Genomic DNA, 23570 nt, shown 5'->3' with positions numbered 1-23570 from the left:
GCCGTCCTCGACGGCCTCCGGGGATCACCCCGGCCCGAGCCCGAACCCCTGCACACCGCATCAGAGGCGCCCCCGGCCGGTGCGCCCCCGCGCGCTCCCCCACGGGGGTGGTTCACCGGGGGCCAGTGGGGCGCAGTGCGGCACGGTCGGCGCGGGCGCGCGGGGGCGCGGCCCGAAGCTGGCGGCTGTTCCCTGTTCACCTGCGAAGACGGAGGTTCGTCCACCCATGACCCACGCACTTCTCAGACCCGCGGCACGGCGCCGCAGACCGGGCGGGAGGGCCGCGGCGCCGGTCGCTCTCGGGCTCGCGCTCGTCCTGGCCCTGCCCGGCACGGCCTTCGCGGCACCCGGCGACCTCGATCCGGCCTTCGGGGACGCGGGCCGGGTCACGACGCCCATCACCGACTCCGCGGAGGGCCACGACGTCGCACGGCAGGCCGACGGCAAGCTGGTCGTGGTGGGCACGAGCCAGGCCGGCTTCGCGCTCGCCCGCTACAACACGAACGGCAGCCTCGACACCACCTTCAGCGGCGGCACGGTGACCAGCGACTTCGGCGGCGGTTCCCACTCGGCCAACGCCGTGGCGATCCAGCCCTCCGACGGCAAGATCGTCGTGGCGGGCACCACCGAGGTGGTCGCGGAGGAGGGCGGAGGCTGCTGCTTCTTCTCCCTGGCCCGCTACAACACCGACGGCAGCCTGGACACGGGCTTCGGCACCGGCGGCCTGGTACGGGTCGACGAGTTCGGCGGCTCGGCGGACGGCTCCGACGTCGCCGTACAGCCCGATGGCAAGATCATCGCCGCGGGCAAGGGCGCCGGCGGCGGCTTCGCCCTCGTACGCGTCGACACCAACGGGAACCTCGACCCCGGCCTCGGCGGCGACGGGGCCGTGGTCGCGGGCTTCACGCCCACCTCCCCGCAGGACGCCGGCGGCATCGCCCGGAGCATGGCGCTCCAGCCGGACGGCAAGATCGTCTCCGTCGGCTACGTGGGCAACACCGCCTTCGACATCGGGGTGGCCCGCTACAACAGCAACGGCACCCTCGACACCACCTTCAGCGGCGACGGCATGGTCACCGCCGACTTCGGAGGCACCGAGTTCGGCAACGCCGCCGCGGTGCAGCCCGACGGCAAGATCCTCGCCGCGGGCTCCGGCGGCGCCGGTTACGCCCTGCTCCGCTACAACGCCAACGGCACCCCCGACACCGGATTCGGCACGGGCGGACGCACCTCGGTCGCCTCCCCGGGCGACGGCGGCCTCGCCTACGCGATGGCGCTCCAGCAGGACGGCAGGATCGTGCTCGCCGGCCGGGCCGACGATCCCAACAGCGCCGAGGCGAACGACTTCGGCCTGGCCCGCTTCCAGACGAACGGCACCGTCGACACGAGCTTCGGCGGCGACGGCTTCGTGGTCACCGGCTTCAACGACTTCGACGAGGCCCGCGGGGTACTCGTCCAGCCCGACGGCAAGATCGTCGCGGCCGGATACGGAGCGGGCTTCCAGTTCGCCCTCGCCCGGTACGAGGGCGGTGGCACGCCCCCGCCCCCGCCGTACGCCGACCTGTCGGTGACCAAGTCCGGTACGACCACCGTGAGCATCGGCGACCGCGCCACGTACACGGTGACCGTCACCAACGCCGCGTCCTCCACCGCCACCGCGACCGGCGTCACGCTGACCGACACGCTCTCCGGCGCCGGCGGGACGCTCATCTCGGCGGTCCCCTCGCAGGGCACCTGCACGACCACCGCCACGACCGCCAACTGCGCCCTCGGCTCCCTCGCCCCCGGCGCGAGCGCGACGGTCACGGTGACGGCCGAACCCCGCGCCACCGGCACCCTCACGGACACGGTCGGCGTCAGCGCCACCCAGCCGGACCCGGTGACCACCGGCAACACGGCCACCGCCACCACCGCGGTCAACAACGCCCGCGGCTGCACCATCATCGGCACCAGCGGAGCCGACACCCTGAACGGCGGCTACGCCAACGACGTCATCTGCGGCCTCGGCGGCAACGACACCATCCGTGCCAGTTACGGCAACGACACCGTCTACGGCGACTTCGGCAACGACAACCTCGACGGCGGCTTCGGCGACGACACCATGAACGGCGGCCCGGGCAACGACACCCTGACCGGGTACTACGGCAACGACCGCCTCACCACCACCGACGGGATCTCCGGCAACGACACCGCCAACGGCGGTCCCGGCACCGACACCTGCACCACCGACCCGGGCGACACCCGCATCAGCTGCCCCTGACCCCTTCCTCCTCCCGACGAGTGCCGTCGGCGCCGTGCGCGCCGGCGGCACTCCCGCGTCCGTACGGCTGCGCTCAGGAGACGGACCTGCCGAAGAACTCCAGCTCGGCGATGGCCACCTGCTTGCGCGGGTCGGCGCGCCAGGCCGTGCGGAGGACCAGCTGGACCGACAGGGCGTCCCGGACGCGCACGTCGACGCGCTGGGTCCCGCCGTCGTCGATGCGGTGGTGCGAGACGTGGAGTTCGCCCGCGGCGTCCTTCACCACGAGATCGAAGGTCTGCGGTGTCGCCTGCCCGTCCGCCTGGGTCGTGTTCTTCGCACTGCCGGGGGTGATGAGCACGCTGAGGAGATCGGTCGGCTCGGCGAAACGCGCCTCCAGGTACTGGCCCGCCGAGTCGCCCGCGTACCCCGTGCCCCACCAGGTGTTCGAGTAGCCGTCGCCCGCCAGCTTCGGGTCCTGCTTCGGCGCGGAGTGCGAGGCCAGCCAGGCGACCGGGTGCACCGGGACGCGGGTGGCGAAGTGGTCCTGCACCGCGCGGGCGGCCGGCGGGCCGCCGAAGACGCCGCCGACCACCACGGCCACGACCGCCGCGGCGATCAGGGCCCGGACGAGCACGCGGCTCCGGTCGTGGGCGAGACCGGGCCGCCGACCGGCGTACGGGCCCTCGGCCGTGGAGAGCCGCTCCGGGACCATGGGGGTCGCGCAGAAACGGCAGAAGTGACGGCCCGGCGTGTTGGCCAGCGAGCAGGCCGGGCACGGGGTGCCGCCCTCGACGGGGGCGGGCGCCGCGGCGGCCCGCACCGCCGGACGCGCCGCCTCCGGACGCGCGGGGAGCACGGGAGCGGCGACGGCCGGCTCCGCGGGCCGGGATTCGGGGACCGGGACGAGGAGGGAGCGTGCGACGGTGTCCGAGGGCCGGCCGGTGGTAGGGGAGGCCGGGGTGGTCGGGGCAGGCGTGGCGGCTGAGGCCGTCCGGGCGTCCGGAGCCGCCACGGCCGCCGGTGCGGTCGGTTCGCCCGGTGCCGTCGGCGCTGCGGGTGCCGTCGGGCGTCCGGGTGCCGGCTCTCGGGGCGTCGGCCTCTCGGTGTCAGGTTCCTCGGACGCGGTCCCCCCTGGCCCCGTGCCCGCCTCCGGTGCGGGAACGGTCGCGGGCGCCACGCCAGCCGAGGTCACGGCGGGCAGCGGGGCGGTGACCTCCTCGGACCCGACGGGGGAGCGGTCCCGGGAGCCGGCGGGCCCCCGGTCTCCGACGCCGGCGGCCGATCGGTCCTCCGGCGCGGCGGTGCCCCCGGCGGCCGTGGCACGCGCCTCCCCGGACGCGTCGGCCGGTCCCGGCACGTGGGCCGGCTCCGAGGTGGACGCGTCGGCCGGTCCGGAGGCCTGCCCCGCCTCCGGGACGGACCGGCCGGCGACCGGCGCAGCTGCCGCCGGGGTGTCCCAGCGCAGGAACGCTCCGCAACTGTCGCAGAACGACTGGTCCGCCGTCCGCACCGGGCTCGCGCAGTCCGGGCAGGGACGGGACTGGGGCGCGTCACTCATGGGGGTCATGCTCCTTCTGCTGTACGGGAAGTGGTCACCGCGACGGTGAACGGCAGGTGCGCCGGGCGGGCCGCGGCCACGACCGCCCGCAGCCGGTGCGGATCGACCGAGGCGGGGTCGGCGACCCGCAGGACGACGTGCAGCCCGGCCACGGGCGCCCCGGGGAACGGGCCGAGCGGGCGGGCGGACCAGCTCGCACCGCCGCTCTCGGTGATCTCCGGGGCGACCCCGAAGGCGAGCCGCACCGCCGCCGCGAGCCCCTGCCGGGTGCCGCGGACCCGGTGCAGCGCCACGGCCGAGGCGACCGCGTGGCGGCGCAGCGGAAGCGGCTCGCTGCCGTCCAGCTCCGCACCGACCCAGGTCGCCAGGTAGTCCACGAAGTCGGCGGGGGCCAGAGAAGGCGTGAAGTACGCCTCCAGCGAGTCGAGGACGTTGAACAGGGGAGCGAGGACGACGTCCAGGCCGGAGACGAACCGCTGCCCGAAGTCGTCCTCCGCGTAGACGGCGGGCAGCGCCGCCCCCAGCGGGTACGGGGTCGCGAGGCCCGGGACCGTACCCCGTGAGGAGCCGGTCACCGCGCCTCGATCACACGGACGCGGTGGTCGAACGGGAACAGCAGCGCGGACGGCGCCAGTTCGATCCGGTCCGTCGCCTCACCCCGCCGGCCGGTCAGCGGATCCGCCGGGTGCAGCAGCACCTCGTCCACCAGCTCCACGCCCGGCACCCGCTGGAGCGCCGCGAAGACCTCCCCGGCGCGCAGCGGGCGCCCGAACGGCCAGCCCTCGCCGTGCGCGCCGCCGGTCAGCGGGTCCAGGTACGCGTACAGCGTGTCCAGCGCCTCGGCGCGCACCCGCTCCGCCTCGGCCGCCCGGAACGAGTGCAGCGTCGCGACCACCGTCACGCCCTGGTAGAACGGCGGGCCGACGGCGAGCCGTGTGCCCAGGGGACGCCGCTCGTCGAGGAAACCCGTGACCCGGGACAGGAGTTCGTCGCCCGGGACGAGCTGCTCGAAGCGCAGCCGCCCGCCCCGGTCCGGCACCGCCTGCGGCACCACGAGGACCCGGACCGCGTTGTCGCCCGCCTCGGCCGCGTCCGCCGCCAGGCAGGAGATCCGCGCGGCCTCGGGTGCGGCCCGTCGGGCCAGCTCCTCGTAGTCGCGGGCGGTGACGGCCCGTTCCTGCGCGCGCAGGGTCACGGGCGCGCGGGACTTGGCCTCCTCGACGGTCTCCCCGTCCACCCCGCCCCGCGCCGCCTCGCGGTTCTCGACGCGCGCGATGTACGGGATGGAGCTGCGCAGCACGGTGATCGTGGAGCGGGCCACGTTCCCCGCCCGGCCGCCGCCGGTGCCGTACCGCACCGCGCGGATCGCCGCGCCCTTCGGCGGTACGGCACCGAACTGCCGCAGCGTGCCGTCCGGTTGGCGTACGGACGGGCCGAAGGCGATCTCGCCGGTCGTCGCGTCCAGGGTGTAGTGCCGGTCGCCGGGGCGCGAGGAGGCGAAGTCGCGGACGGCGGTCCACTCCTGCCAGCCGGCCTCCGGGTCCTCCTCGTCCCCGCCGGCGTCCGCCCGCTCGGCGACCTGGAGGAGCAGCGGCGGCCGGTCCACGACCGGGGCGTGCGCGAGCCGTACCCGCTGGCCCGGGACGCCCTCGGACTCGCCCAGACGCTCGTCCCGCACGGCCTCGGCGTGCGCCGCCCGCACCGTACCGCCGATGGTGAACGCCGCCGCCGCCCGTACGGTCGGCGACTCGCTGTACGACGGCAGGCCCTCGACCGGGTCCACGACCCGGCAGCGCACCCAGCCCGCCTCGTGCCCGCCGAGCCGCGAGACCGCGTGCCCCGACGGCATGTGCAGCACCACCTCGCCCGGCCGGTTGAGCCCGCCCGTGGAGTCCTCGTCGACCTCGCACGCGACCCAGCCCTCCGCCGCCGACCAGGCCTCCCACAGCAGCGGAGGGCGGCGCGGGTCCACGCCGACGCCGTCCACCCGGCTGTCCAGGTCGAGGACGAGCACACAGTCCGGCACGGCCGCCGAGAGCCCGAGCAGCAGCGCGTCGCCGACGCGCGGCAGCGGGGAGAAGGCCGGGACGTCGTCCCCGCCCACGATGTCCTGCGACCGGTCCTCGGGCGTGCCCCCGGCCTCCTGCCGCAGCAGCCGGGTCAACTCGCAGGGGACGACGGTCAGATCGGCCGTCGTCGCGAAGACGACCGCCTCCTCCGTCTCCGTGCGCCCCGTGGACACCTCCGTGCCGGCGGGCAGCAGCACCGGCTCGGGCTGCGGTGCGGAGAGCCGGAAGGTGATGTCGGCGTGGGCGGCGGCGGGCGGGAAGAGCGTCACGCCGAGCAGGTCGAGGAAGGCCAGGTGGTTCTTCTCCGGGACCCGGTTGAGCCGGTAGACGAGCTGGTCCGCCATGTGCGCGACGGCCTCGACCAGGGTGACGCCCGGATCGGACACGTTGTGGTCGGTCCACTCGGGGCACGCCTGCTGGATGTAGCGCTTGGCGTCGTCGACGAACTGCTGGAATCGGCGGTCGTCGAGATGGGGTGCGGGCAGGGCCATGGCGGCTCTTTCAGTCCTCGGAGGGGATGACGTAGAAGGGGAAGACGAGGTTGCGCGGGTTGTTCGCGCCGCGCACCCGGTAGCGGACGTCGATGTACAGGGTGGTCGGCTCCCCGGGCGCGGGGGCGACCGCGACGTCCTCCACCTCGATCCGCGGCTCCCAGCGGTCGAGCGAGGACATCACCTCGTACCGGACCCGGCCCATCGTCGCGTCGTTGACCGGGGCGAACACCAACTCATGGACGGCACAGCCGAATTCGGGCCGCATCGGCCGCTCGCCCGGCGCCGTCGCAAGCACGAGACGCATCGACTCCTCGATCTCGCGGTCGCGCCGGACCAGGGCGATGGAGCCGCTCGGCCCGGTGCGCAGGGGAAAGCCCCAGCCCGCACCGACGAAGTGCTCACTCATGACCGCCTCCTCCTTCTGCTCAGAACGGCAGGTTCGCCGCGACGGGGTTGGGCATCGGGACGGTCGACGTCACGAACGCCGGCGCGTTGACGACGGCCTGGGTCAGCGCCGAGACCTTGAACTTCGCCCCGGCCTTGATGTCCACGCCGAGCCCCGCGTCCAGCCGGATCTTCCCGGCGGCGGAGAGCGTCAGATCCATCCCCGACTCGACCGTGACCCCCCGGGCCCCGCTGATCGTGACCGTGCCGTCGCTGTCGATGGTCAGCGTCGTGCGGGCCTCGTTCAGCTCGACGCTCAGCCCGCCCTTCGACGTCCGCAGCCGGATGCCGTGCGAGGCACGCGTCCGGCCGCCCTCCTCGCGCAGCTCCACGGTGTGCCCGGTGCGCGAGGTCAGCGCACGCCACTGCACCCGGCCGCTCGTCGGATCGACGGGCGCGACCCGGTCCGTGGCCGGAGTGTGCCGGTCGACGCCGTTGTACAACCCCGCCAGGACGTAAGGGTGTTCAAGAGAGCCCCGGTCGAAGGCGCACAGCACCTCGTCGTCCACCTCGGGCAGCACGAGACCCCCGCCGCCGCGCCCACCGAGCTGGGCGACCCGGCACCAGCCGCTCTCGTACGTCGCCGACAGCCACGGGAAGCGCAGCCTGACCCGGCCGAGCGACAGCGGATCCTTGGTGTTGGTGACCAGTGCGACCGCGACGCCCGGCATGGGCGGCGCCGGCTCCCCGCCGCCCGAGGCCGTCCCGTACAGCGACCGGAACTGCCGTCCCGAAACGGTCAGCCACGTGGTGAACTGCCGCCCCGACGCGAAGACGTGACGCACCCCGGTCGCGGTGTAACGCCCCTCGAACGGGAACCCCGCACCCTTCACGGCCACCGGCTGCCCCGGCTTCAACGACGGATTGCCGGTGACGGCGACCTCCACCTCCGCGAACGAACCGGTGACGTCGTCGGCGAGCGCGGCCGCCGCCTGCGCGACCTCCGCCTGCGTCGTGAACGGCGTCCCGGTGGCGGCGAGCTCGGCCGCGCCGAACGGCGCCGACAGCTGCGCCGGAGTGATGTCCGAGACGATGTCCCGGCTCGCCGCGGCGGGCGTCGGCGAGGACAGCGCCTGCTTCGTACGGGGATCCCAGCCCCGCACGTCCACCCTCCCCACCTGCCCGGCGGCCGTCACCGACACCCGGCTGTGCAGCGTGTTCGCGCCGAAGTCCAGGACGTACGGGCTGGCCGCGGCCGGCGTGGTGTCGGCGGGCGCGGAGGAGGCCGGCGGCAGCGCCGCGAAGCCGAGCCGGCCCGCCGCGTCGACGGAGAGCCGGACGTCGTTCTCCCGGGCCAGCCGGGACAGGAAGTCCCAGTCCGTGATGTTGGGCTGGGTGGCCAACTCGTAGACCGTGGGCGTCGCTTCGACCTTCCCGAGCGGGATGCGGTTGAGCGCGGCGAGCTTCCGGACGATGTCGGACGCCGTCATGTTCGGGTAGCCCTCGACCCGCCGGTTGCGCAGCAGCCGGTGCCCCGGGTCGTAGCCCCGCAGGATCAGATAGCGCCCGTGCCCCGGCGCCGCGTCCACCTCCACGGCGGTGACCTCACCGGTCAGCATGGGCTCGCCGAGACGCCCGTCGGTGAACGGGGACAGCACCGCCATCGCCCCCACCTTCAGATAGGGGAACTTCTCGGTGAGCGTCCCGTCCTTGTCGCTGAAGGTCAGCTGGAACGCGGACGGGACGTTGACACTGGCGTCCACCCAGCCCTCCGTCAGCCGGACCGCCAGCGGGTCCGGGAGCGGCGTGCCGTCGAGCTGCACGTGGAGGACGGTGGTGAAGGTCTTCTCGCTCATGAGGCGCCCTCGGTCTCCGGCATGTCGGTGGTGGACGGGAGCAGCAGTTCCGTGCCCGGGCGCAACCGCATCGGATCGTCGATGCCGTTCGCCTCGGCGATGACCCGCCAGCGCGTCGCGTCGCCGTACTCCCGCCAGGCCAGCGAGGCGAGCGAGTCCCCGGCGACCGTGCGGTGCGCCTTGCGGGCCGACAGCGCGCCGGACGTCGGGTTCTGCTTCTTGGTCGCGGTGGCGACCTCGGTGAGCGAGAGGGAACAGGTGGCACGGATCGGGATGCCGCTCGGACTGAAGAGGGTGTACGTCGCGGACACGGACGTCACGTACGCGACGAACCGCACCGTCGAGAACGACCCCCACGAGAACTCCACCCACGGCGGCGACGGCGCCTTCGCACCGATGCTCTGCTGGGTCACCTCGCAGCAGGACAGCAGGAGCTCCACCTGCTGCAGCACGTCGTTCGACGACGGATCGTCCGACCGGTCCAGGAACACCTCCAGCTGGAGCCGGGCGGGCTCGCTGCCGGTGAACTTCGGCGGCGCGCCACGGGTGTACGCGACGGCCGGCTCGGTGTGCCAGTTCGCCGACCGGCTCAGCTCCAACTGGTCCGGGTTGAACTGGAACTTCACCTCGCCGATCCGCCCGCCCATCGAGCCGCCGAGATCCGTCGGCGGCTGATGGACGGCGAGCGAGGCACGCGACAGCCCCCGGGCCGCCAGGGCGCCCATGATCCCGGCCATCTCAGGCGCCCCCCGCGTCGGTGAAACCGTGGTGCGCGATCTCGAGCGTCTCGGTGGCGACGGCCGGACTGGACGGGTCCAGCGTCGGCCCCGTCCACCGCACCGGCAGCACCTCGACGAGCCCCCACTGCGCGACCGTCGAGCCGTCCGCGCGCAGCGCCGCGATCTGCGCCGTCGGTCGCGTGATGCCCGTCGCGAGCGACGATATCCAGGCGGCGACCTTCGCCGTGTCCGGGGTGAGGGGACGGGTGAGGCGGATCGTGGAGAAGGTCACCCGGGTGGGGAGCTGCCACACGAAGCCGTTGTTTCCGCCCTCCCGGCGCTGCTCCACCTCCACCTCGGAGGACAGGCCGTCGCAGCCGTTGAACAGGCCGAGGTCCTGGCCGTCGATCGTGAGCTTGAAGAAGACGGTGGATGCGGGGTCCAGCTGCGTGGGCATGGGCGGGTCTCTCGGTAGGCGGATCGGGGGTGCTTGCTAGTGGCCGTGGTCGCGGAGCCGGCCCACCCGCTCGCGGTCGGCACGGAGCTCGGCGCGCAGGAGACGCGAGAGGGGCGTGACGAGACGCCGGGCCAACTCGTCGAGGTGCGTGGGCGATTCGGGTGCGGGAGCGGCAGTCGTCTCGGTGGTGGGCTGCCGCGCGGGCGGTGAGGCGGTCGCGGTACGGGCGACCGTGGTGGTGCGGGGGGCTGCGTGCGGTGGGGCGGCGGCGGTCGGCTGGATCGGGACGGGGAGTGCCGGAGGAGGAGCGGGCGGCGTGGGAGCGGGCGTGCTCTGGCGCTGCACGACCACCGGCCGGGCGGTCGGCCGCGCCACGGCCGGCGAGGCGAGGGGGACGACAGAACGCTGGACGGCGGTGCCGGCGGGCGGTGAGGCCGGGCGGGAGAGGGGGACGGTCGCCAGGGGAGAGGCCGGGCGGGAGAGCGGGACGGTCGCCGGGGGAGGCGTGCCGGCGGGCGTGCTCGCGGTCCCCGGGATGCTCGGGGCGAGCGGCCGGGTGGTGGCGAGCGGCCGGGCGGAACGCCGCTGGACGGTGGGCGCGGTGGCGCGGGGGAGGTCGGCGAGGGTGACGACGGGGAGGGGCGCGGCCCGTACCGGAGCGGGCGGGGCTACGGGCGGTTCGACCGGGTGGGCTGTTGAGGTGGGGGCCGGGGGCTGGGAGGGCGCCGGGGTGGGGAGAAGGGGTGCCGGCGCCGGAGGGGCGGAGGGAGGAGTGACCGGTGCCCCGATCGGGGACCGGCGTGGTGCGGGCTTGGTCTGAGGCGTGGGCGAGTCGGTGAGGGAGCGCTGGACGGGCGCGCCGAGGCCCGGCCGGACCGGGGGTGTTGCGGGGGCGCGGTGCGGCTCGGTCGCCCGGGGGGTCGGGGCGGCCGGGTTCCCGGGGTGCGCCGGGGGGAGGGACGCGGTGGTGGGTGCGGGGTTCGTTCGGGGTGAGGGGGCGGCAGGAGTGCCCGGGGTGGCCAGGGCGGCGGGAGCGGTCGGAGCGACCTTGGCGGGCGGGGCTGTGGGAGCGCCCGGGTGCGCGGGAGCCGCCTGCAGCGCCGGAGCGACTGGAGCCGCAGGGGTTGCCGGAGCGACTGGGCTTGCAGGTGCTGCCGGGGATGCCGAAGGGGCTGGGGTTACCGCCTTGGCCGGCGCGGCCGGGGTCGACTGGGTCGGCGACGGTGTGGTCGTCACCGTGCTCCAGTCGGCCCCCGGCGCGCGACGCGAACGCCGTACGGGGGGACGGCGCTGCACCGGGGTGTCGGGCGTGCCGACGGGAGTCCCGGGCCCGGTGGGGGAACCAGGGCCCGGGACGTTCTGGGGCCGCCCGGGGCGCGGGGCCTCCGGCGCGGCGTCGTCGGGTGCGACCGTGGGCGTCGCACCGGCAGGGGCGGTGGGACCGGGTGCTCCGGTCGGCTTCGCGGCACCGGCCGGAGCCAGGCGGCGCGGAGGCTGTACGGGCCGGGCGGAGACCAGCGGCGAGCGTCGCGCGGGTGCGGGCCGGACGGGCCCGGAGGGCGCCGCGCCCGCGGCAGGCGTCGCCCCGCGCGGGGTGCCGACGGCCTCGCGCCGGGAGGGCGCGGCGGACCGGACCGGGGCGGTCGCGGCGGCACGCTGAACCGCCTGGGGACGGGACGCGGGCGGGGTGCTGCCGCTCTGCGGCGGGGCGGCCGAGTGGCCGCGAACCGGGGCGGCCGCTTCACCCCGCACCGAAGAGGCAGCCGCGTCGCTCCGTACGGGGGCGGTTGCGTCGGCCCGTGCGGGGGCGGACGCCGCGCGCTGTACCGGGGCCGCAGCCTCACCCCGTGCGGGAGCCGTGCTGCCCTCAGCCGGACCGGCGGCCCTACTGCGTGCCGGGTCGGAGGCACGACCCTGTACCGGGGTCGCAGCCTCATCCCGTGCGGGAGTCGTGCTGCCCTCGGCCGGACCGGCGGCCCTACTGCGTGCCGGGGTGGACGCGCGACCCTGTACCGGGGCCGCAGCCTCACCCCGTGCGGGAGTCGTGTTGCCCTCAGCCGGATCAGCGGCCCTACCCCGTGCCGGGGTGGACGCGCGACCCTGTACCGGGGCCGCTGCCCCGTCCGGTGCCGGAGTCGTACGGCCCTCAGCCGGACCGGCGGCCCCGCCCCGTGCCTGGACGGGCGCCTGGTTCCGTACCGGGGCCGTGCTGCCCTCGGTCTGGTCGGCCGCCCTGCTCCGGGCCGGAGCCGACGGGTTGCCTCGCGCTGGCGTGGAGGCCTTCCGCTGGGCGGGCGCGGTCTCCTGACCCCGTACGGGAATCGCCGTTTCGCCCCGAGCCGGAGAAGCGGTCCCACCGGTCGCGGCGCCGCGTTCCGGAGCCGCCGCCCGACCCCGTACAGGAGCCGGCCCCTCACCCCGTACCCGCGCGGGCCCGGGGGAGGCCGAGACCGCGGCAGCTCCATCAGGCCGGACCCCGGCCGCAGCCGTTTCGTTCCGGCCCCGTCGGGGCGTCTGCCCGCTCCGTCCGGCGTGGGCCTCGGGTGCGCGCTGGATCGGCGACGAGGCGGCCGCGGCCTGTCCCGCCACCGGCAGTCGCAGGCCCGGGAGTTCCGGGGCCGGGGTGCCCGACGGCGGGCGGACGGGGCGTACCGCGTCGAGGAGTACGCCTCCGGGCGCGTCCGGGACCGCGCCGTGGCCGAGGTCGGTCTGGAAGGAGGGGTTCCAGTGGGTGGCGAGCGACGCGGCGAAGCCGTGCGACGCGATGGTGCGGGGAGTCCCGTCGAGGACGCGCTGCACGGGCGGCAGCCCGAGCCACGCGTCCCCCGGCGCCGTCGCGGGCGCGGCGGACTCCGTGACCGGCTCCGTCGCGGACTCCGCTCCGGACGACCTCCGCGCCCGCCACTTCTCGAACATGCCCATCCTCTCCAACCTCCTTTCCCCGTACCGCTCTTATGCCTGCGACCGCTCCACCAGCGAGGCCACCTGTGCCACGTACCTGCGCCGGTCGGCGTGTTCCAGGTCGAGGATGTCGTCCATGCCCCAGTGGAAGTGGAAGGCGAGGTACGCGGTCTCCTCCTCGATCCGGTCGGCCGCGTACGTCACGATTCCCCCAGGCGGCTCCCGGCCAGCTCGACCTCGAAGGACTCCTCGCAGTGCGGGCAGGCGACGGCGGCCCTGGTGTGGCCCTCCGCGTTGATCTGCCGGTAGAAGTCCTGGAGGAACGCCAGGTCGGAGGCGAACATGTTCTCCACCGTCCCGTCGTGGACCGACGGGAGCGTGCCGAGCCGGGTGATGACCCGGCCGAGCAGCACCACGGACAGGTACGCCGGGTTCTCGCGGACCCGGATGTCCCGCAGCGGCAGCAGCTCGTCCCGGGCCGTGGCCAGCCGCATCGCCCCGTGCCGGTGCACGGTGCCCGCCTCGTCGACGAAGCCGCGCGGCAGCTCGAACTCGAACTCGGTGCGCAGCGGCTCCTGTTGGCGGTCCGACTGCGCCGCCCCCGCCGATCCTTCGCGTCGCATCAGCCGAGCGTCAGCTCTTCGAAGGTGATGGTGACCTGCTCGGTCAGGGCGGCCGCGTCACCGGCCTTGGTGGAGCTCAGCTCGACCTTGGTGCACCAGGCGTTGCGGAGGTTGTACCGCTTCACCTCGGTCAGCTGGTAGTCGAGGAAGATGATGGACGCGTCCTTGCGGGCCGAGCCCATGTCGCCGGCGATGGAGGCGGAGATCCACTCGGTGAAGGCGGCGGACTGCGTGGCGCCGCGGGTCACGGTGCACTCGCCGGCCTTCTTCACGCCGGGAAGCTTCTTGATGATCGGCTTGCCGTCCGCCGAGACCTGCTGGAACTCGATGACGTCCTGCTCCATCGTGAGGCCGCTGATCTCCTGCAGGGTCTCGACCATGACGCCGTCGATCTGCAGGCCGAAATTGTGGGTGGTGAGGGCGTCACCGGTGTCGAGGGACATGCGGGTCACTCCTGTTCATGAGGGGTGGGAAGGGGTACGGGCGGGGCCGGGGCCGGGCGGAACGGGGACTACTCCTCCAGCTCGCCGCCGCCGCCCTGGAACTGCGAGAGCCGGAAGACCACGAACTCCGCCGGCTTCACGGGCGCGATGCCGATCTCGCAGACCACCCGGCCGAGGTCCACCGACTCCGGCGGGTTGGTCTCCGCGTCGCACTTCACGTAGAAGGCGTCCTCGGCGCGCTGGCCGAACAGGGCGCCCTGGCGCCACTCGTTGACGAGGAACGCGGAGATGTTGCGGCGGATACGGGCCCACAGCGACTGGTCGTTGGGCTCGAAGACGACCCACTGCGTCCCGACGAGGATCGACTCCTCGAGGTAGTTGAAGTAGCGGCGGACGTTCAGGTACCGCCAGGCCGGGTCGGAGGCCAGCGTCCGGGCGCCCCACACCCGGATGCCGCGGCCCGGGAAGGCGCGGATGCAGTTGACGCCGATCGGGTTGAGCAGGTCCTGCTCGCCGCGGGTGATCTGGAGCTCCAGGTCGACCGCGCCGCGCACGATCTCGTTGGCGGGCGCCTTGTGGACACCGCGCTCGGCGTCGTTGCGGGCCCAGACGCCGGCCATGTGACCCGACGGCGGCACCGTACGGGTCTGGCCGCCGGCCGGGTCGAACGACTTGATCCACGGGTAGTAGAGCGCCGCGTACCGGGAGTCGTAACCGGCCGTCTCCTGACGCCACTTGCGGATGTCCCGGGCGTTCATCCCCGGCGGCGGGTCCAGGATCGCCATCCGGTCGCCCATCAGCTCGCAGTGCGCGATCAGGCCGAGCTGGACGGCCTTGACCTGCTCCAGGTCGATGAGCCCCTGCTGGTAGGCCGCCATCAGGTCCGGCACGGCGACCATGTTGATCTCGTCGAAGGCCTCGAGACCGCCGAAACCGGTGCGGTCGGCGGAGTCGCCGATGAACTGCCCGGACTCCATGGCGGCGGGCGCGTCGGCGCGTACCGCGACCGGGGCGGGGGCCTGCGCCGGCGGGGCGAGGGTGACGGTCTGGGCGTCGGGCCTGGCGAGCTGCCCGCCGGCCACGGCCTCCTCCAGGACGATGGTCTTGGAGCGCTGCTTGACCTGCGCGACGACGTAGTTGCGGGCGCTCTTCTTCGCGGAGGCGTCGAAGCTCTCGACGACCTTCTCGCCGTCCTTGACGACCAGCTTGAACCGCTCGGCCTCACCCTCGACGTCCTGCACCTCGACGGTGAGCGCCCCGCCCGCCTCGGACCCGGCGGCGATGGCCGCGACCCGGAAGGTGCCGAGCGCGACGGCCTCACCGGCGACGAGCTCGCGCGGCGCGGCGGCGGCCGCCCCGACGGGCTCCGTGGCGCCCTGGGCGTCCCCGCCGCCCACCCGCACCACGTACGCGGCGGTGCCGCCGTTGTTGAAGAAGCCGTACACGGAGTGGGCGAGGTAGTACCCGTCCGTGAAGTCACCGAACGACGCGACGTACTGCGACCAGTTGGTGACGAGCACCGGCTCGTTCAGCGGTCCGGTCGGCGACAGTCCGACGAAGGCGGCGACGGAGGTCCCGACGCCCTCGATGGGCCGGGAGCCGCTGGCGACTTCCTCGACGTAGACGCCGGGGGACAGGTAGGTGGGCATGCGGAGACTGCTCCTTCGGAGAGGGTGGGGCGTGCGGGAGGGGTCAGGTGTTCCTGACCGGGTGGACGGTGTCGCCGGACTTGTGCAGCGCGATCAGCGCGCGCACGTGGTCCGTGGGCATCCACGGGGGGAACATCGTGCTGTTCTTCGTCTGCGCGGCCCCCGTGTGCCTCCGGTCGAGTGCGTGCACCTCGCCCGGCCGGCCCTCACGACCGACCTGCTCGACAGCCCGCCCTCCCCGGGAGCGTGGCCGCAGCCCGCGCCGTGGACGGGTGCGTCGCGCTGCGCCGCAGCCGCGAACGCCGCGTTCCCCACGGCCCGTTGCGGCGCGGCCGCCGCTCCCGGGGCCGGGTGTGCCGTCCCGCCGGTCGCGGCGCGCCGCGCGGGGTCCGTCGGCAGGGACTCCCGGGCAGGGCGCGTGACCGGGCGGTCGCTCCGGACCGCTCCGGGCTTGTCGCGGTGCGTCGACTCCATCGTGCTCGCCCTCCCCTTCCCTCGTGGACCTCGGCCGAACGATGACGACTCTCGCCGAACCCCGGCCGACCCGACCAGGGAAGAAGGGGCGCTCACGAGGGCAGCGGGGGATGCCCCAACGGTCACGCTCCCCGGGCCGGACCTTCCCCCGCCGGTGCGGTCGCGGCTCTCGGAGCCGTACCGGCGGCCGGGACACCCAGGCCCCTTGACACCGGGCCCCGGCGTGCGAGGGTAGGGCCGGAGGCGCACCCCGCCCGTGTGCCCGGCCCCCCGTGCCGGACCGCCCCCCCAAGGGCGTCGGGGCAGCTCGCGTTGCCCTCGCACCGGGACTTTCGGGCAGCCTTGGCCCACCCCCACCGCCCTACCCTGCGTCCATGACCATCTGGACCTCTCTGGACCCGGCCGATGTCACCATCGAGCCGGGGGCCCGGACCTCCGCCCGGTTGCGGGTGCGCAACACCGGGGACACCGTCGAGGAGTACCGGCTCTCCCTCGTCGGCAAACCCTCGGGCTGGTCCCGGGTGGAGCCGGACGTCCTCCGCCTGTACCCGGGCAGCGAGGGGACCGCCGAGATCACCTTCGCCCCGCCCCGCTCCTCGGACGTGGAGGCCGGACCCCTCGCGTACGGCGTCCGCGTCGACCCCAGGGAGAACGTCGGCGCCCGTGACGTGCTGGAGGGCCGGCTGACCGTCACGCCCTTCACCGAGACCCGCGCCGAGCTGCTGCCGCCCGCGCTCATCGGCCGATTCCGCGGCCGGGCCCGGATCGCCGTCGACAACCTCGGCAACACCCCCCTGACCGCGTCCCTGATCGCCCGCGACGAGGCCAACCGGCTCACCTTCGACCTGCGGCCGAACGCCGTGCAGATCGCCCCCGGCCGCGCCGCCTTCGGGGAACTCACCGTGCGGCCGCAGGCCGTGCGCTGGACCGGCTCCGAGGAGTCGCACCGCTTCACCGTGGCCGTCCGCCGGGCGGGCGACGACACCGCGCTCGACCTGGAGGCCACCTACGACCAGCGGCCCGTCTTCGGGAACTGGCTCGTCGTGGCCGGCGGACTCCTCGTGACCGCCGCCATCGCCTTCGCCGTGCTCTGGTTCGGCTTCTCCCCGAAGATCGTCAGCGCGGCCAAGGAGATCCAGGCGACCGGCGCGCCCCGGCCCGCGCAGCAGGGCGGCGGGAACGAGCTGCCCGCAGCGCCCCCGCCCGGCGCGAACGGCGGTCCCACGCCCGGTGGGAAGCCGCCCGGCGACCAGCCCCCGCCGCTCGACGGGACCCGCCCGCCGGCCGACGGAGACGGCGGTACGGACGACGGTGCCGGCGGCGGCCCGAGTGGCGGGACGACCGGCGGCGGATCCGGCGGAGGTGCGCCCACCGACCCGGGACCGGGCTCCGGCGACGGCGGGAACCAGCAGCCCCCGCCCCCGCCCGCCCAGACGAAGACCCTTCCCCCCTGGGTCCAGGGCGACCCGAAGGACCTCGTCGTCGAGTACGCGCAGGAGCGCCTCGCCGCCATGAACAACGCCTGCAAGCTCTCCGGGAGTTGGTCGCGAGGTGTGATCGACAGGGCGACCCGCGACTCGATCGCCTGCTACCAGCGCGCCGTCGTCAACGACGCCGTCGAGAACGGCAAGAACTCCGGAGAGATCCTGGACCACGACACGGAGGGCACCCTCGGGCGCTCCACCCTCGTCTCCCTCTGGGCCCAGGGCATCACGCCCGACGAGGTGAAGCCGGGGAGCAGCACCATGGAGAACACCCAGCTGATGGCCGCCTTCTGGAACGCGTACAACCGGAACTTCAGCGACCACGACCTCGACGTGGCGCGCACCAACGCCCGGGCCGGCATCGACAACCTCCGGACGGGCAAGGTGACGGCCACCCGGAACGGCAGCAGCGTCCAGGACCACATCCGCGAGTACCAGGCGGCCGTCGGCCTGACCGCGACGGGCACCGTCGACTGGAACACCCTGCACAAGATGGTCGGCGGCAGCGTGATGTGAGCCGGTGACGCGAACGGGCCGAGGGGGCCACCCGTACGGGTGGCCCCCTCGTTCACGTGATCACGGCGCCCAGGGCGCTCCCGCGTCCGGGACGAGCCGCCCCGCCTTCCGGTACTCGCGCCGCGCCCCGGCCCGTACGTCCTCGCTGGTCACGGCCGCCCCGCGGGCCGCCGCCAGATAGCCGGCCGTCACCGCGGCCGAACGGATCGCACCGCCCGCCAGCTCGAACTCCTGGGAGCACCGGGCGAGTTCCTCGTCCAGTCCCTCCGCCTTCGGCGTGCCCGCCAGGCAGGAACGCCACAGCGACAGGCGCTGCCCGGGGTCCGGGAACGGGAAGTCCACGACCAGGTCGAGACGGCGGGTGAACGCCTCGTCGATGTTGGCCCTGAGGTTCGTCGTGAGCACGGCGATCCCGTCGAACGCCTCCAGGCGCTGGAGCAGATAGGCGCTCTCCAGGTTCGCGTACCGGTCGTGCGAGCTCTTCACCTCCGACCGCTTGCCGAAGACCGCGTCGGCCTCGTCGAAGAGGAGCACGCAGTCCGTGCGGTCCACCTCGGCGAAGATCCGCTCCAGGTTCTTCTCCGTCTCGCCGACGTACTTGTCGACCACCGACGAGAGGTCCACCACGTAGAGATCCAGGCCCAGTTCGCCCGCGACGACCTCCGCGCCCAGCGTCTTGCCGGTGCCCGACTCCCCGGCGAACAGCGCGACGACACCGCGTCCGCGCCCGCCTCCCGTCCGCAGCCCCCACTCGCCGAGCACCCTGTCCCGGTCGCGGGCCCGGCCCGTCAGTTCGCGCAGCAGTCCCAGCGGCTCCTCGGGGAGCACCAGATCGGCGAACCCCACGGCCGGCCGGATCCGCCGCGCATGGCTGTCGAGCAGCGGCGCCGAGACCAGCCGGGCACCGCGCTGGAGCTGCGCCAAGGTCAGCGCCGTGCCCTCGAACGCGGCGAGCGCCCGTGCGGAACGCGCCGCCCGGCGCACCTGGTCTCCGCTGAGACGGTACGGGGCGGTCGCCGCGTCCAGGTCGAAGTCGACTTCCAGTGAGCCGAGTTCACGGTGCCAGAGGTCGCCCGGGCCCTCCGTGCCGCCCGGCGCGTCGAGCGCGATCAGCTCCGCGTGCGGCGCCCACCGGGGATCGGGTGCCTCGGTGCCGGCGAGGACGACCGTCGTCCCGGACGAGGCCAGCACGCGTACCAGCGCCCCGGGCCGCTCGGGCAGCGGCTCGACGACCACGGCGGCGCCACGCAGCCGGGCCTCACGCAGCAGCGCCCGCGCCACCGCCTCGTCCACGCCCTCCGGCCGGTAGCGCAGCACGGGCCGCCCGGCGGCGCGCAGCGCGGCCACCACTCCGTCGGTCGCGGCCCCGGGGACGCGCTCCCGCAGATGGACGGTGACGGGACCGGCGGCGACGACCCGCGCGCCGAGCGGGGAGGGGGCTGTGATTCCGTCGCCGGAGGGATCCAGCAACTCGACCTCGGAGGAGGACAGTTGCGGGTCGAGTCGTCCGTCGTCGCCCAGAAGGTACGCCACCACCCGCTCCGGCACGCGCAGGGCCCGGCCGGGCAGCGGGCGGTCCTCGTCCTCGACCTCCAGGAGACCGCCGGAGCGCAGCGGCGCGGCCGGATGGAAGCGGTCACGGGCGGCCGCGTCGAAGGGACCGGTGCCCGCGAGGTCCAGGGCCAGCGCCACGGTGGCGCGGCGCCGGCCCACGTCGTCGTTGAGGTACCCGTACAACGCCTCGAAACCCCGGTCCACATCGGGCGCGAGCGCCGCGACGAGGATGTGCGCGTCGAGCGCGGTGAGCCCGAAGACCCGGGAGAGGGCGGTGAGGCGGCCGGTGCCGTCCGTGTGGGGAAGCGGGCTCCCGCCGTCCCCCGCCGGGGCGCCCACGCCCGGCAGCGGCACGCCGCCGCCCCCTGCCGGGACACCCGGGTCCGGAACCGGGACGTCGTCCCCCTCCCGGGCGCCTCCGTCCGGAAACGGCACCCCGCCGTCCCGAGACGCCCCCGCCCCCGGCCCCGGCGCCGCCGCGATGCGGCGGGCCGTGTCCTCCGTGACGTACAGGCCGCGCATCGGATCGCCCGCCGTGGGGTCCCCGGCGCTGCGGGCGTCCACCAGGGCCGCGACCCGGCCGCGCAGGGCGGCGAGCAGGCCGAGCACGCCCGCCGGGCCCGTGAGGTCGTTCCCGGTCACGCGCCACCTCCGACACGTCGCCGCATCCGGGGCCTGGAGTCCGCCGGTACGCCGTCGATGCCGCGCACCACGACCTCCGCGCCCTCGGTGACCGGTGGAGCCGCCTCGTACACCGGGGTGACCGGGAACGGAGTGGTGACCACGACGTCCAGCGAGGGCTTGAGCTCGCCGCCGAGCGCGGACCAGATGTCCGCGAGCGAGCGCGACTCCGCGGGCGGCACCGCGACGGAGAGCGGCAGGGACGTGGCGATCGGCCGTACGGACTCCGGCACCGCGTCCCCGGCCAGCACCTCGTGCGGCAGGAGCAGCGCCAGCGCGCCCGACAGGAGACGGTGCTCGTCCTCGGGCCGGGAGGTCCAGGCGGTCACCAGGTACGAGAGCCGGAACCAGCGCGGCGGCTGGCGCCTGCGCGTCACGATCCCGTCGGCGTCCCGCTCGGCCACCGCACCGCGCTCGCGCCGGGCCACGTCCTCGCGGATGTCGTACAGGTAGGCGTTGAGCGTGGGGGTGTTGCGGCGGGCCGCCCAGTCGCGGGTCGGGGCGTCGAAGGCGATCTCGCCCGTGACGGCGGGAGCGAGCAGCCGGCGCAGCGCCTCGTCTATCTCGTGGATCATCAGATGTAGCCTTCGCGGAGCGCGTACGCGACGGCATGCGCCCGGTTGGTGAGCTGGAGACGGGTCATGAGCGAGTGCAGGATGTTCTTGACGGTGCGCTCGGAGTAGGCGAGCTTCTCGCTGATCTGCCGGGTGTCGAGCCCCTCGGCGAGCAGCCGCAGCACGTCCACCTCGCGCGGAGCCATCCCGAACAGCGGCACCGCCCCGCCGGTGCCCGTGCCCGCGGCCGTCGCCCGCTGGAGGCGCCCCACCTGGTTGAGCAGGCGGCTGACCAGGTCGGGCGGCAGTTCGCCCTCGCCGCGGGCCGCACTGTGCACGGCGTTCAACAGCCGCTGCTCGGTGGCCTGGTGGCGCCAGATGATCGCCCGTACGCCGTACTCGACGACCGACAGGAGGTCGGGTTCGCGCAGCTCGCGGGCGACGAGGACGACGCGCTGGTCGCGGCCGCGAAGGAGGCGCCGGAGCTCCGCGGTGGTGGGTTCGTCGATCCGGTCGGCGAGCATCACGGCGACCGCGGGGTCGCCCCGGACCCCGTCGTCGTGCTCGGGCACGAAGTCGATCGTCGGCTGGTGCCGTAGATGGCTGATGAGTCCGGCCCGGCTCAGCGGATCGGACGCGTGGACGGTCACCGTCACCCGTGTGGTGAGCACTCCCGCTACCTGCTCCTTCTCACGCGCCTCTCCCGTCCGGGCGTGGTCGGGCGCCCGGAGGCGGCCGGCGCGGCGGCGGCGGCCTCCCGGCCGGTGACCGCCACGCACGGTGAGGCTCCCCGTGGTCTGCTGGTCCGTGGCCGGTGCACCGGCCACGATGGTCTCGACCAGCTTCCCGCGCGGTGCTCACGTCTCGCTAACGCTCCGCTGCCGCGTTCACGAACCGCACACCGGGGCCGTCCACAACGCTCTTCCCGTGTGGCGCCCGCCACTTGGGAGTCCCGCAGGGCGCCGACGGGCTCAGGTCATGTTGAAGTACGGGAGGGGGCCGGCCGGCTGGTCGGCGGTGATGCGGCGGATCACCGCGATCGCCAGGATCGAGTCCAGGATGCCGATGCCGTGGTCGACCGGGTTGTGGTACTCGGTCTGGTGGAGCACCAGGAGGTGGACGGCGACCGAGAGCGGGCCGTCGCAGAGCCAGACGAACCACCAGGCGTTGATCAGCCAGGTGTCGCGGGGCGGGCCGCCGGCGCGCCGGACGTCCAGGGCGATGCGCCGGGGCAGCCACCACATGGCGAGCGGGATGATCCAGGCGCCGAGCGCGAAGCCCGGAGCGTACTTGTGGGTGCCGGGCGCGAGCACCTCGGCGTTGCAGCGGGCGCGGTGGAACCAGACCAGGAACGAGGCCCAGCAGGCGAGCTGGAGCACGCCGAGAAGGACGCTCCCGTCCTTGAGCCAGGGGGCGTCGGGGCCGGTCGCGATGATGTACGCCTCGGCGAGCGCCGAGGTCGCGATCAGGCACTGGACGACGAGGGCCGGTCCGGCGGGGTTGCGGAAGCGGTAGCGGGGTCCGTTCACGGCCGCCGGCCCCACGGGCACGTTGTACTGGTCCACTGGTCCGCCCCCCCGGAAGTGCCTCCGCGCCTGTGGGTGGCGGCGGTGATCACCGGCATCGTAGGTGCGCGCCCCCGGGGTGTCCACAGAGTTGCGGCCGCGGGAGAGGAGGCCCTCCGCGCGGTGCCGTCACGGCTCGGTGCGGACGCGCGCCTGCTCCCGTACCGCACGCGGCGACAGACCGAACTCCGCCCGGAACACCCGGCTGAAGTGACTCGCCTCGCCGAGGCCCCGGCGCGCCGCGAGGACGTACGCGGGCAGGTGCGCCAGACCGGGATCGACGAGGTCCGTGCGGATCCGCTCCAGACGGCGGCGCCGCACGTGATCGCTCACCGTCACGCCCGACTCCCGGAAGAGCGCGTGCAGATGGCGTACGGAGATGTGGTGCGCCGCCGCGATCGTCCCCGGTGACAGGTCCTCCGCCAGGTGCTCGTCGACGTACGTGAGGATCCGGTCCATGACGCCCGCCGAGCCCGACCCAAGCGCCGGCCCGGCGCCGCCCGTCTCGCGCAGCAGGGTGCGCAGGATCGCCGACACGTGCTCGCCCATGTCCCGGCGGGCCAGCGGGCCGAACCCCTGCGCCCGCTCGGCCAGCTCGCCGACGACCGCCGAGAGCACCCGGCCGCTCGGCGAGCGTGGCAGCTCCGCGTTCGCGGTCACCGCACCCTCCGCCCTCGCCAGCTGCCCGGCCGTACCGGCGTCCAGGGCCAGGACGAAGTACCGGTGGGAGTCGCCGAGTTCGAGCCGGAACGGCCGCGCGCCCGTGTAGAGCACGAAGTCGCCCGGCAGCAGCGCCGCCCGCCGCCCGTCCTGTTCCAGCTCGCCGCGCCCCGCCACGAGGAGGCCGAGGAGATGGCCAGGCCGCGGCGCCGCGGGGGAGGGCCGGGGCATCACCCGTATCTCCTGGTCCCCGCTGATGTCGCAGCCGCTGAGCGCGCCGAACCGACTCGGCCGCATGTCGGCGGCGTACCCCTCGTCGCCCGCCCGGGCCCGGACCAGCACCGTGTCGGAGGCACCCGACGGGTCCGCCGACGCCGTGTCGAGATAGCCGAAGACCAGATTGCCGTCGTCCCGGCGCTCCACCGGCATGTCGTTCCCCCTCACGCACCCGCCCGCACCGGGGACACCCGATCAGGCCCCGCACCGGAGAAAACCGGCCCGGCCCGCACCGGGGACACCCGGTCCGGCCCCCGCACCGCACGCACCCGGTGCGGCCCCGCACCGCACGCCCCGTTCGCGCCGTCCGGTCCGCGCACTGCCGGCACAGAACTCTGCGCTGACGGACCAGTGCCCGGCGCGGGATTGCCAGATGCTCGCAGAGTCCCCGCTGCACCCGGAAGCACAGAG

The 23570-nt window shown here is 74.7% G+C and carries 19 protein-coding genes; 2 read left to right on the top strand and 17 right to left on the bottom strand.

Going from position 1 to position 23570, the window contains the following annotated elements:
- The first annotated feature begins 226 nt into the window (after nt 1–226).
- Nucleotides 227–2260 carry a DUF11 domain-containing protein gene (locus GGE06_RS10620; RefSeq protein ID WP_184930679.1) on the top strand — a complete coding sequence of 678 codons (2034 nt, stop codon included), beginning with the start codon at nt 227–229 and terminating at the stop codon, nt 2258–2260.
- A gap of 73 nt (nt 2261–2333) precedes the next feature.
- On the opposite strand, the gene GGE06_RS10615 is transcribed toward GGE06_RS10620, so the two are convergent.
- From GGE06_RS10615 to GGE06_RS10560, 12 genes are all read right to left on the bottom strand, one after another.
- Entirely contained in the window at nt 2334–3800 is a 1467-nt protein-coding gene (locus GGE06_RS10615; protein WP_184930678.1) for an NADase-type glycan-binding domain-containing protein, read from the bottom strand.
- Between the two features lie 5 nt (nt 3801–3805).
- Nucleotides 3806–4375, bottom strand: a complete 570-nt coding sequence (locus GGE06_RS10610; protein ID WP_116163152.1) for a phage tail protein — start codon at nt 4373–4375, stop codon at nt 3806–3808.
- Complete coding sequence (locus GGE06_RS10605; protein WP_116163154.1) at nt 4372–6360, bottom strand: putative baseplate assembly protein; 1989 nt, start codon at nt 6358–6360, stop codon at nt 4372–4374. Before GGE06_RS10605 ends, GGE06_RS10610 begins: the two co-directional genes overlap by 4 nt.
- Before the next feature lie 10 nt (nt 6361–6370).
- Complete coding sequence (locus tag GGE06_RS10600) at nt 6371–6769, bottom strand: gp25 family contractile injection system sheath assembly initiator (protein ID WP_116163157.1); 399 nt, start codon at nt 6767–6769, stop codon at nt 6371–6373.
- Nucleotides 6770–6788: 19 nt separating this feature from the next.
- The gene (locus GGE06_RS10595; RefSeq protein ID WP_116163159.1) at nt 6789–8603 is read right to left on the bottom strand and encodes a VgrG-related protein; all 1815 of its coding nucleotides are present in this window, start codon (nt 8601–8603) and stop codon (nt 6789–6791) included.
- Nucleotides 8600–9340, bottom strand: a complete 741-nt coding sequence (locus GGE06_RS10590) for a CIS tube protein (protein ID WP_116163161.1) — start codon at nt 9338–9340, stop codon at nt 8600–8602. Before GGE06_RS10590 ends, GGE06_RS10595 begins: the two co-directional genes overlap by 4 nt.
- A 1-nt stretch (nt 9341) precedes the next feature.
- Nucleotides 9342–9779 (bottom strand): phage tail protein, encoded by a 438-nt coding sequence (locus GGE06_RS10585; protein WP_116163163.1) that lies wholly within the window; start codon nt 9777–9779, stop codon nt 9342–9344.
- Nucleotides 9780–9815: 36 nt separating this feature from the next.
- A complete protein-coding gene (locus tag GGE06_RS10580; RefSeq protein ID WP_184931001.1) occupies nt 9816–10154 on the bottom strand; it encodes a hypothetical protein in 339 nt (112 codons plus the stop codon).
- Between the two features lie 2577 nt (nt 10155–12731).
- On the bottom strand, nt 12732–12884 hold the full coding sequence (locus GGE06_RS10575; RefSeq protein ID WP_167346856.1) for a DUF6760 family protein: 153 nt from the start codon (nt 12882–12884) through the stop codon (nt 12732–12734).
- Nucleotides 12881–13303, bottom strand: a complete 423-nt coding sequence (locus GGE06_RS10570) for a hypothetical protein (protein WP_116163167.1) — start codon at nt 13301–13303, stop codon at nt 12881–12883. The genes GGE06_RS10575 and GGE06_RS10570 overlap by 4 nt, the downstream gene beginning before the upstream one ends.
- Nucleotides 13303–13746: a contractile injection system inner tube protein gene (locus GGE06_RS10565; RefSeq protein ID WP_030693830.1), complete on the bottom strand. Its 444-nt coding sequence runs from the start codon at nt 13744–13746 to the stop codon at nt 13303–13305. Before GGE06_RS10565 ends, GGE06_RS10570 begins: the two co-directional genes overlap by 1 nt.
- Before the next feature lie 68 nt (nt 13747–13814).
- Nucleotides 13815–15395: a phage tail sheath family protein gene (locus GGE06_RS10560; protein ID WP_116163169.1), complete on the bottom strand. Its 1581-nt coding sequence runs from the start codon at nt 15393–15395 to the stop codon at nt 13815–13817.
- Nucleotides 15396–16243: 848 nt separating this feature from the next.
- On the opposite strand from GGE06_RS10560, the gene GGE06_RS10555 reads away from it, so the two are divergent.
- The gene (locus GGE06_RS10555; RefSeq protein ID WP_184930677.1) at nt 16244–17869 is read left to right on the top strand and encodes a COG1470 family protein; all 1626 of its coding nucleotides are present in this window, start codon (nt 16244–16246) and stop codon (nt 17867–17869) included.
- A 60-nt stretch (nt 17870–17929) separates the two neighbouring features.
- Here GGE06_RS10555 and GGE06_RS10550 read toward each other — a convergent pair whose 3' ends face one another.
- The 5 genes from GGE06_RS10550 to GGE06_RS10530 all read right to left on the bottom strand — a co-directional run bounded on the left by GGE06_RS10550 (nt 17930) and on the right by GGE06_RS10530 (nt 23312).
- Complete coding sequence (locus tag GGE06_RS10550) at nt 17930–20065, bottom strand: ATP-binding protein (protein ID WP_184930676.1); 2136 nt, start codon at nt 20063–20065, stop codon at nt 17930–17932.
- On the bottom strand, nt 20062–20679 hold the full coding sequence (locus GGE06_RS10545; protein ID WP_116163176.1) for a Pvc16 family protein: 618 nt from the start codon (nt 20677–20679) through the stop codon (nt 20062–20064). The genes GGE06_RS10550 and GGE06_RS10545 overlap by 4 nt, the downstream gene beginning before the upstream one ends.
- Nucleotides 20679–21329, bottom strand: coding sequence for a helix-turn-helix transcriptional regulator (locus GGE06_RS10540; protein ID WP_116163178.1), 651 nt, complete (start codon nt 21327–21329; stop codon nt 20679–20681). Before GGE06_RS10540 ends, GGE06_RS10545 begins: the two co-directional genes overlap by 1 nt.
- Before the next feature lie 300 nt (nt 21330–21629).
- A complete protein-coding gene (locus GGE06_RS42440) occupies nt 21630–22223 on the bottom strand; it encodes a DUF4328 domain-containing protein (RefSeq protein WP_116163181.1) in 594 nt (197 codons plus the stop codon).
- A 129-nt stretch (nt 22224–22352) separates the two neighbouring features.
- Nucleotides 22353–23312 (bottom strand): helix-turn-helix domain-containing protein, encoded by a 960-nt coding sequence (locus GGE06_RS10530; RefSeq protein WP_116163183.1) that lies wholly within the window; start codon nt 23310–23312, stop codon nt 22353–22355.
- Nucleotides 23313–23570 lie beyond the last annotated feature (258 nt).

It is taken from the genome of Streptomyces nymphaeiformis (assembly GCF_014203895.1).
GTDB classification, from domain to species: Bacteria; Actinomycetota; Actinomycetes; order Streptomycetales; family Streptomycetaceae; genus Streptomyces; species Streptomyces nymphaeiformis.
The sequence above is the reverse complement of the archived record's forward strand: the minus strand, read 5'-3'. Positions and strand labels throughout refer to the sequence as shown.

Excerpts from the sequence above, each read along its gene's own strand:
- GGE06_RS10620 (WP_184930679.1), top strand. The coding sequence starts at position 227 with ATGACCCACGCACTTCTCAGACCCGCGGCACGGCGCCGCAGACCGGGC.
- GGE06_RS10615 (WP_184930678.1), bottom strand. The coding sequence starts at position 3,800 with ATGAGTGACGCGCCCCAGTCCCGTCCCTGCCCGGACTGCGCGAGCCCG.
- GGE06_RS10605 (WP_116163154.1), bottom strand. The coding sequence starts at position 6,360 with ATGGCCCTGCCCGCACCCCATCTCGACGACCGCCGATTCCAGCAGTTC.
- GGE06_RS10600 (WP_116163157.1), bottom strand. The coding sequence starts at position 6,769 with ATGAGTGAGCACTTCGTCGGTGCGGGCTGGGGCTTTCCCCTGCGCACC.
- GGE06_RS10595 (WP_116163159.1), bottom strand. The coding sequence starts at position 8,603 with ATGAGCGAGAAGACCTTCACCACCGTCCTCCACGTGCAGCTCGACGGC.
- GGE06_RS10590 (WP_116163161.1), bottom strand. The coding sequence starts at position 9,340 with ATGGCCGGGATCATGGGCGCCCTGGCGGCCCGGGGGCTGTCGCGTGCC.
- GGE06_RS10585 (WP_116163163.1), bottom strand. The coding sequence starts at position 9,779 with ATGCCCACGCAGCTGGACCCCGCATCCACCGTCTTCTTCAAGCTCACG.
- GGE06_RS10570 (WP_116163167.1), bottom strand. The coding sequence starts at position 13,303 with ATGCGACGCGAAGGATCGGCGGGGGCGGCGCAGTCGGACCGCCAACAG.
- GGE06_RS10565 (WP_030693830.1), bottom strand. The coding sequence starts at position 13,746 with ATGTCCCTCGACACCGGTGACGCCCTCACCACCCACAATTTCGGCCTG.
- GGE06_RS10560 (WP_116163169.1), bottom strand. The coding sequence starts at position 15,395 with ATGCCCACCTACCTGTCCCCCGGCGTCTACGTCGAGGAAGTCGCCAGC.
- GGE06_RS10555 (WP_184930677.1), top strand. The coding sequence starts at position 16,244 with ATGACCATCTGGACCTCTCTGGACCCGGCCGATGTCACCATCGAGCCG.
- GGE06_RS10545 (WP_116163176.1), bottom strand. The coding sequence starts at position 20,679 with ATGATCCACGAGATAGACGAGGCGCTGCGCCGGCTGCTCGCTCCCGCC.
- GGE06_RS10530 (WP_116163183.1), bottom strand. The coding sequence starts at position 23,312 with ATGCCGGTGGAGCGCCGGGACGACGGCAATCTGGTCTTCGGCTATCTC.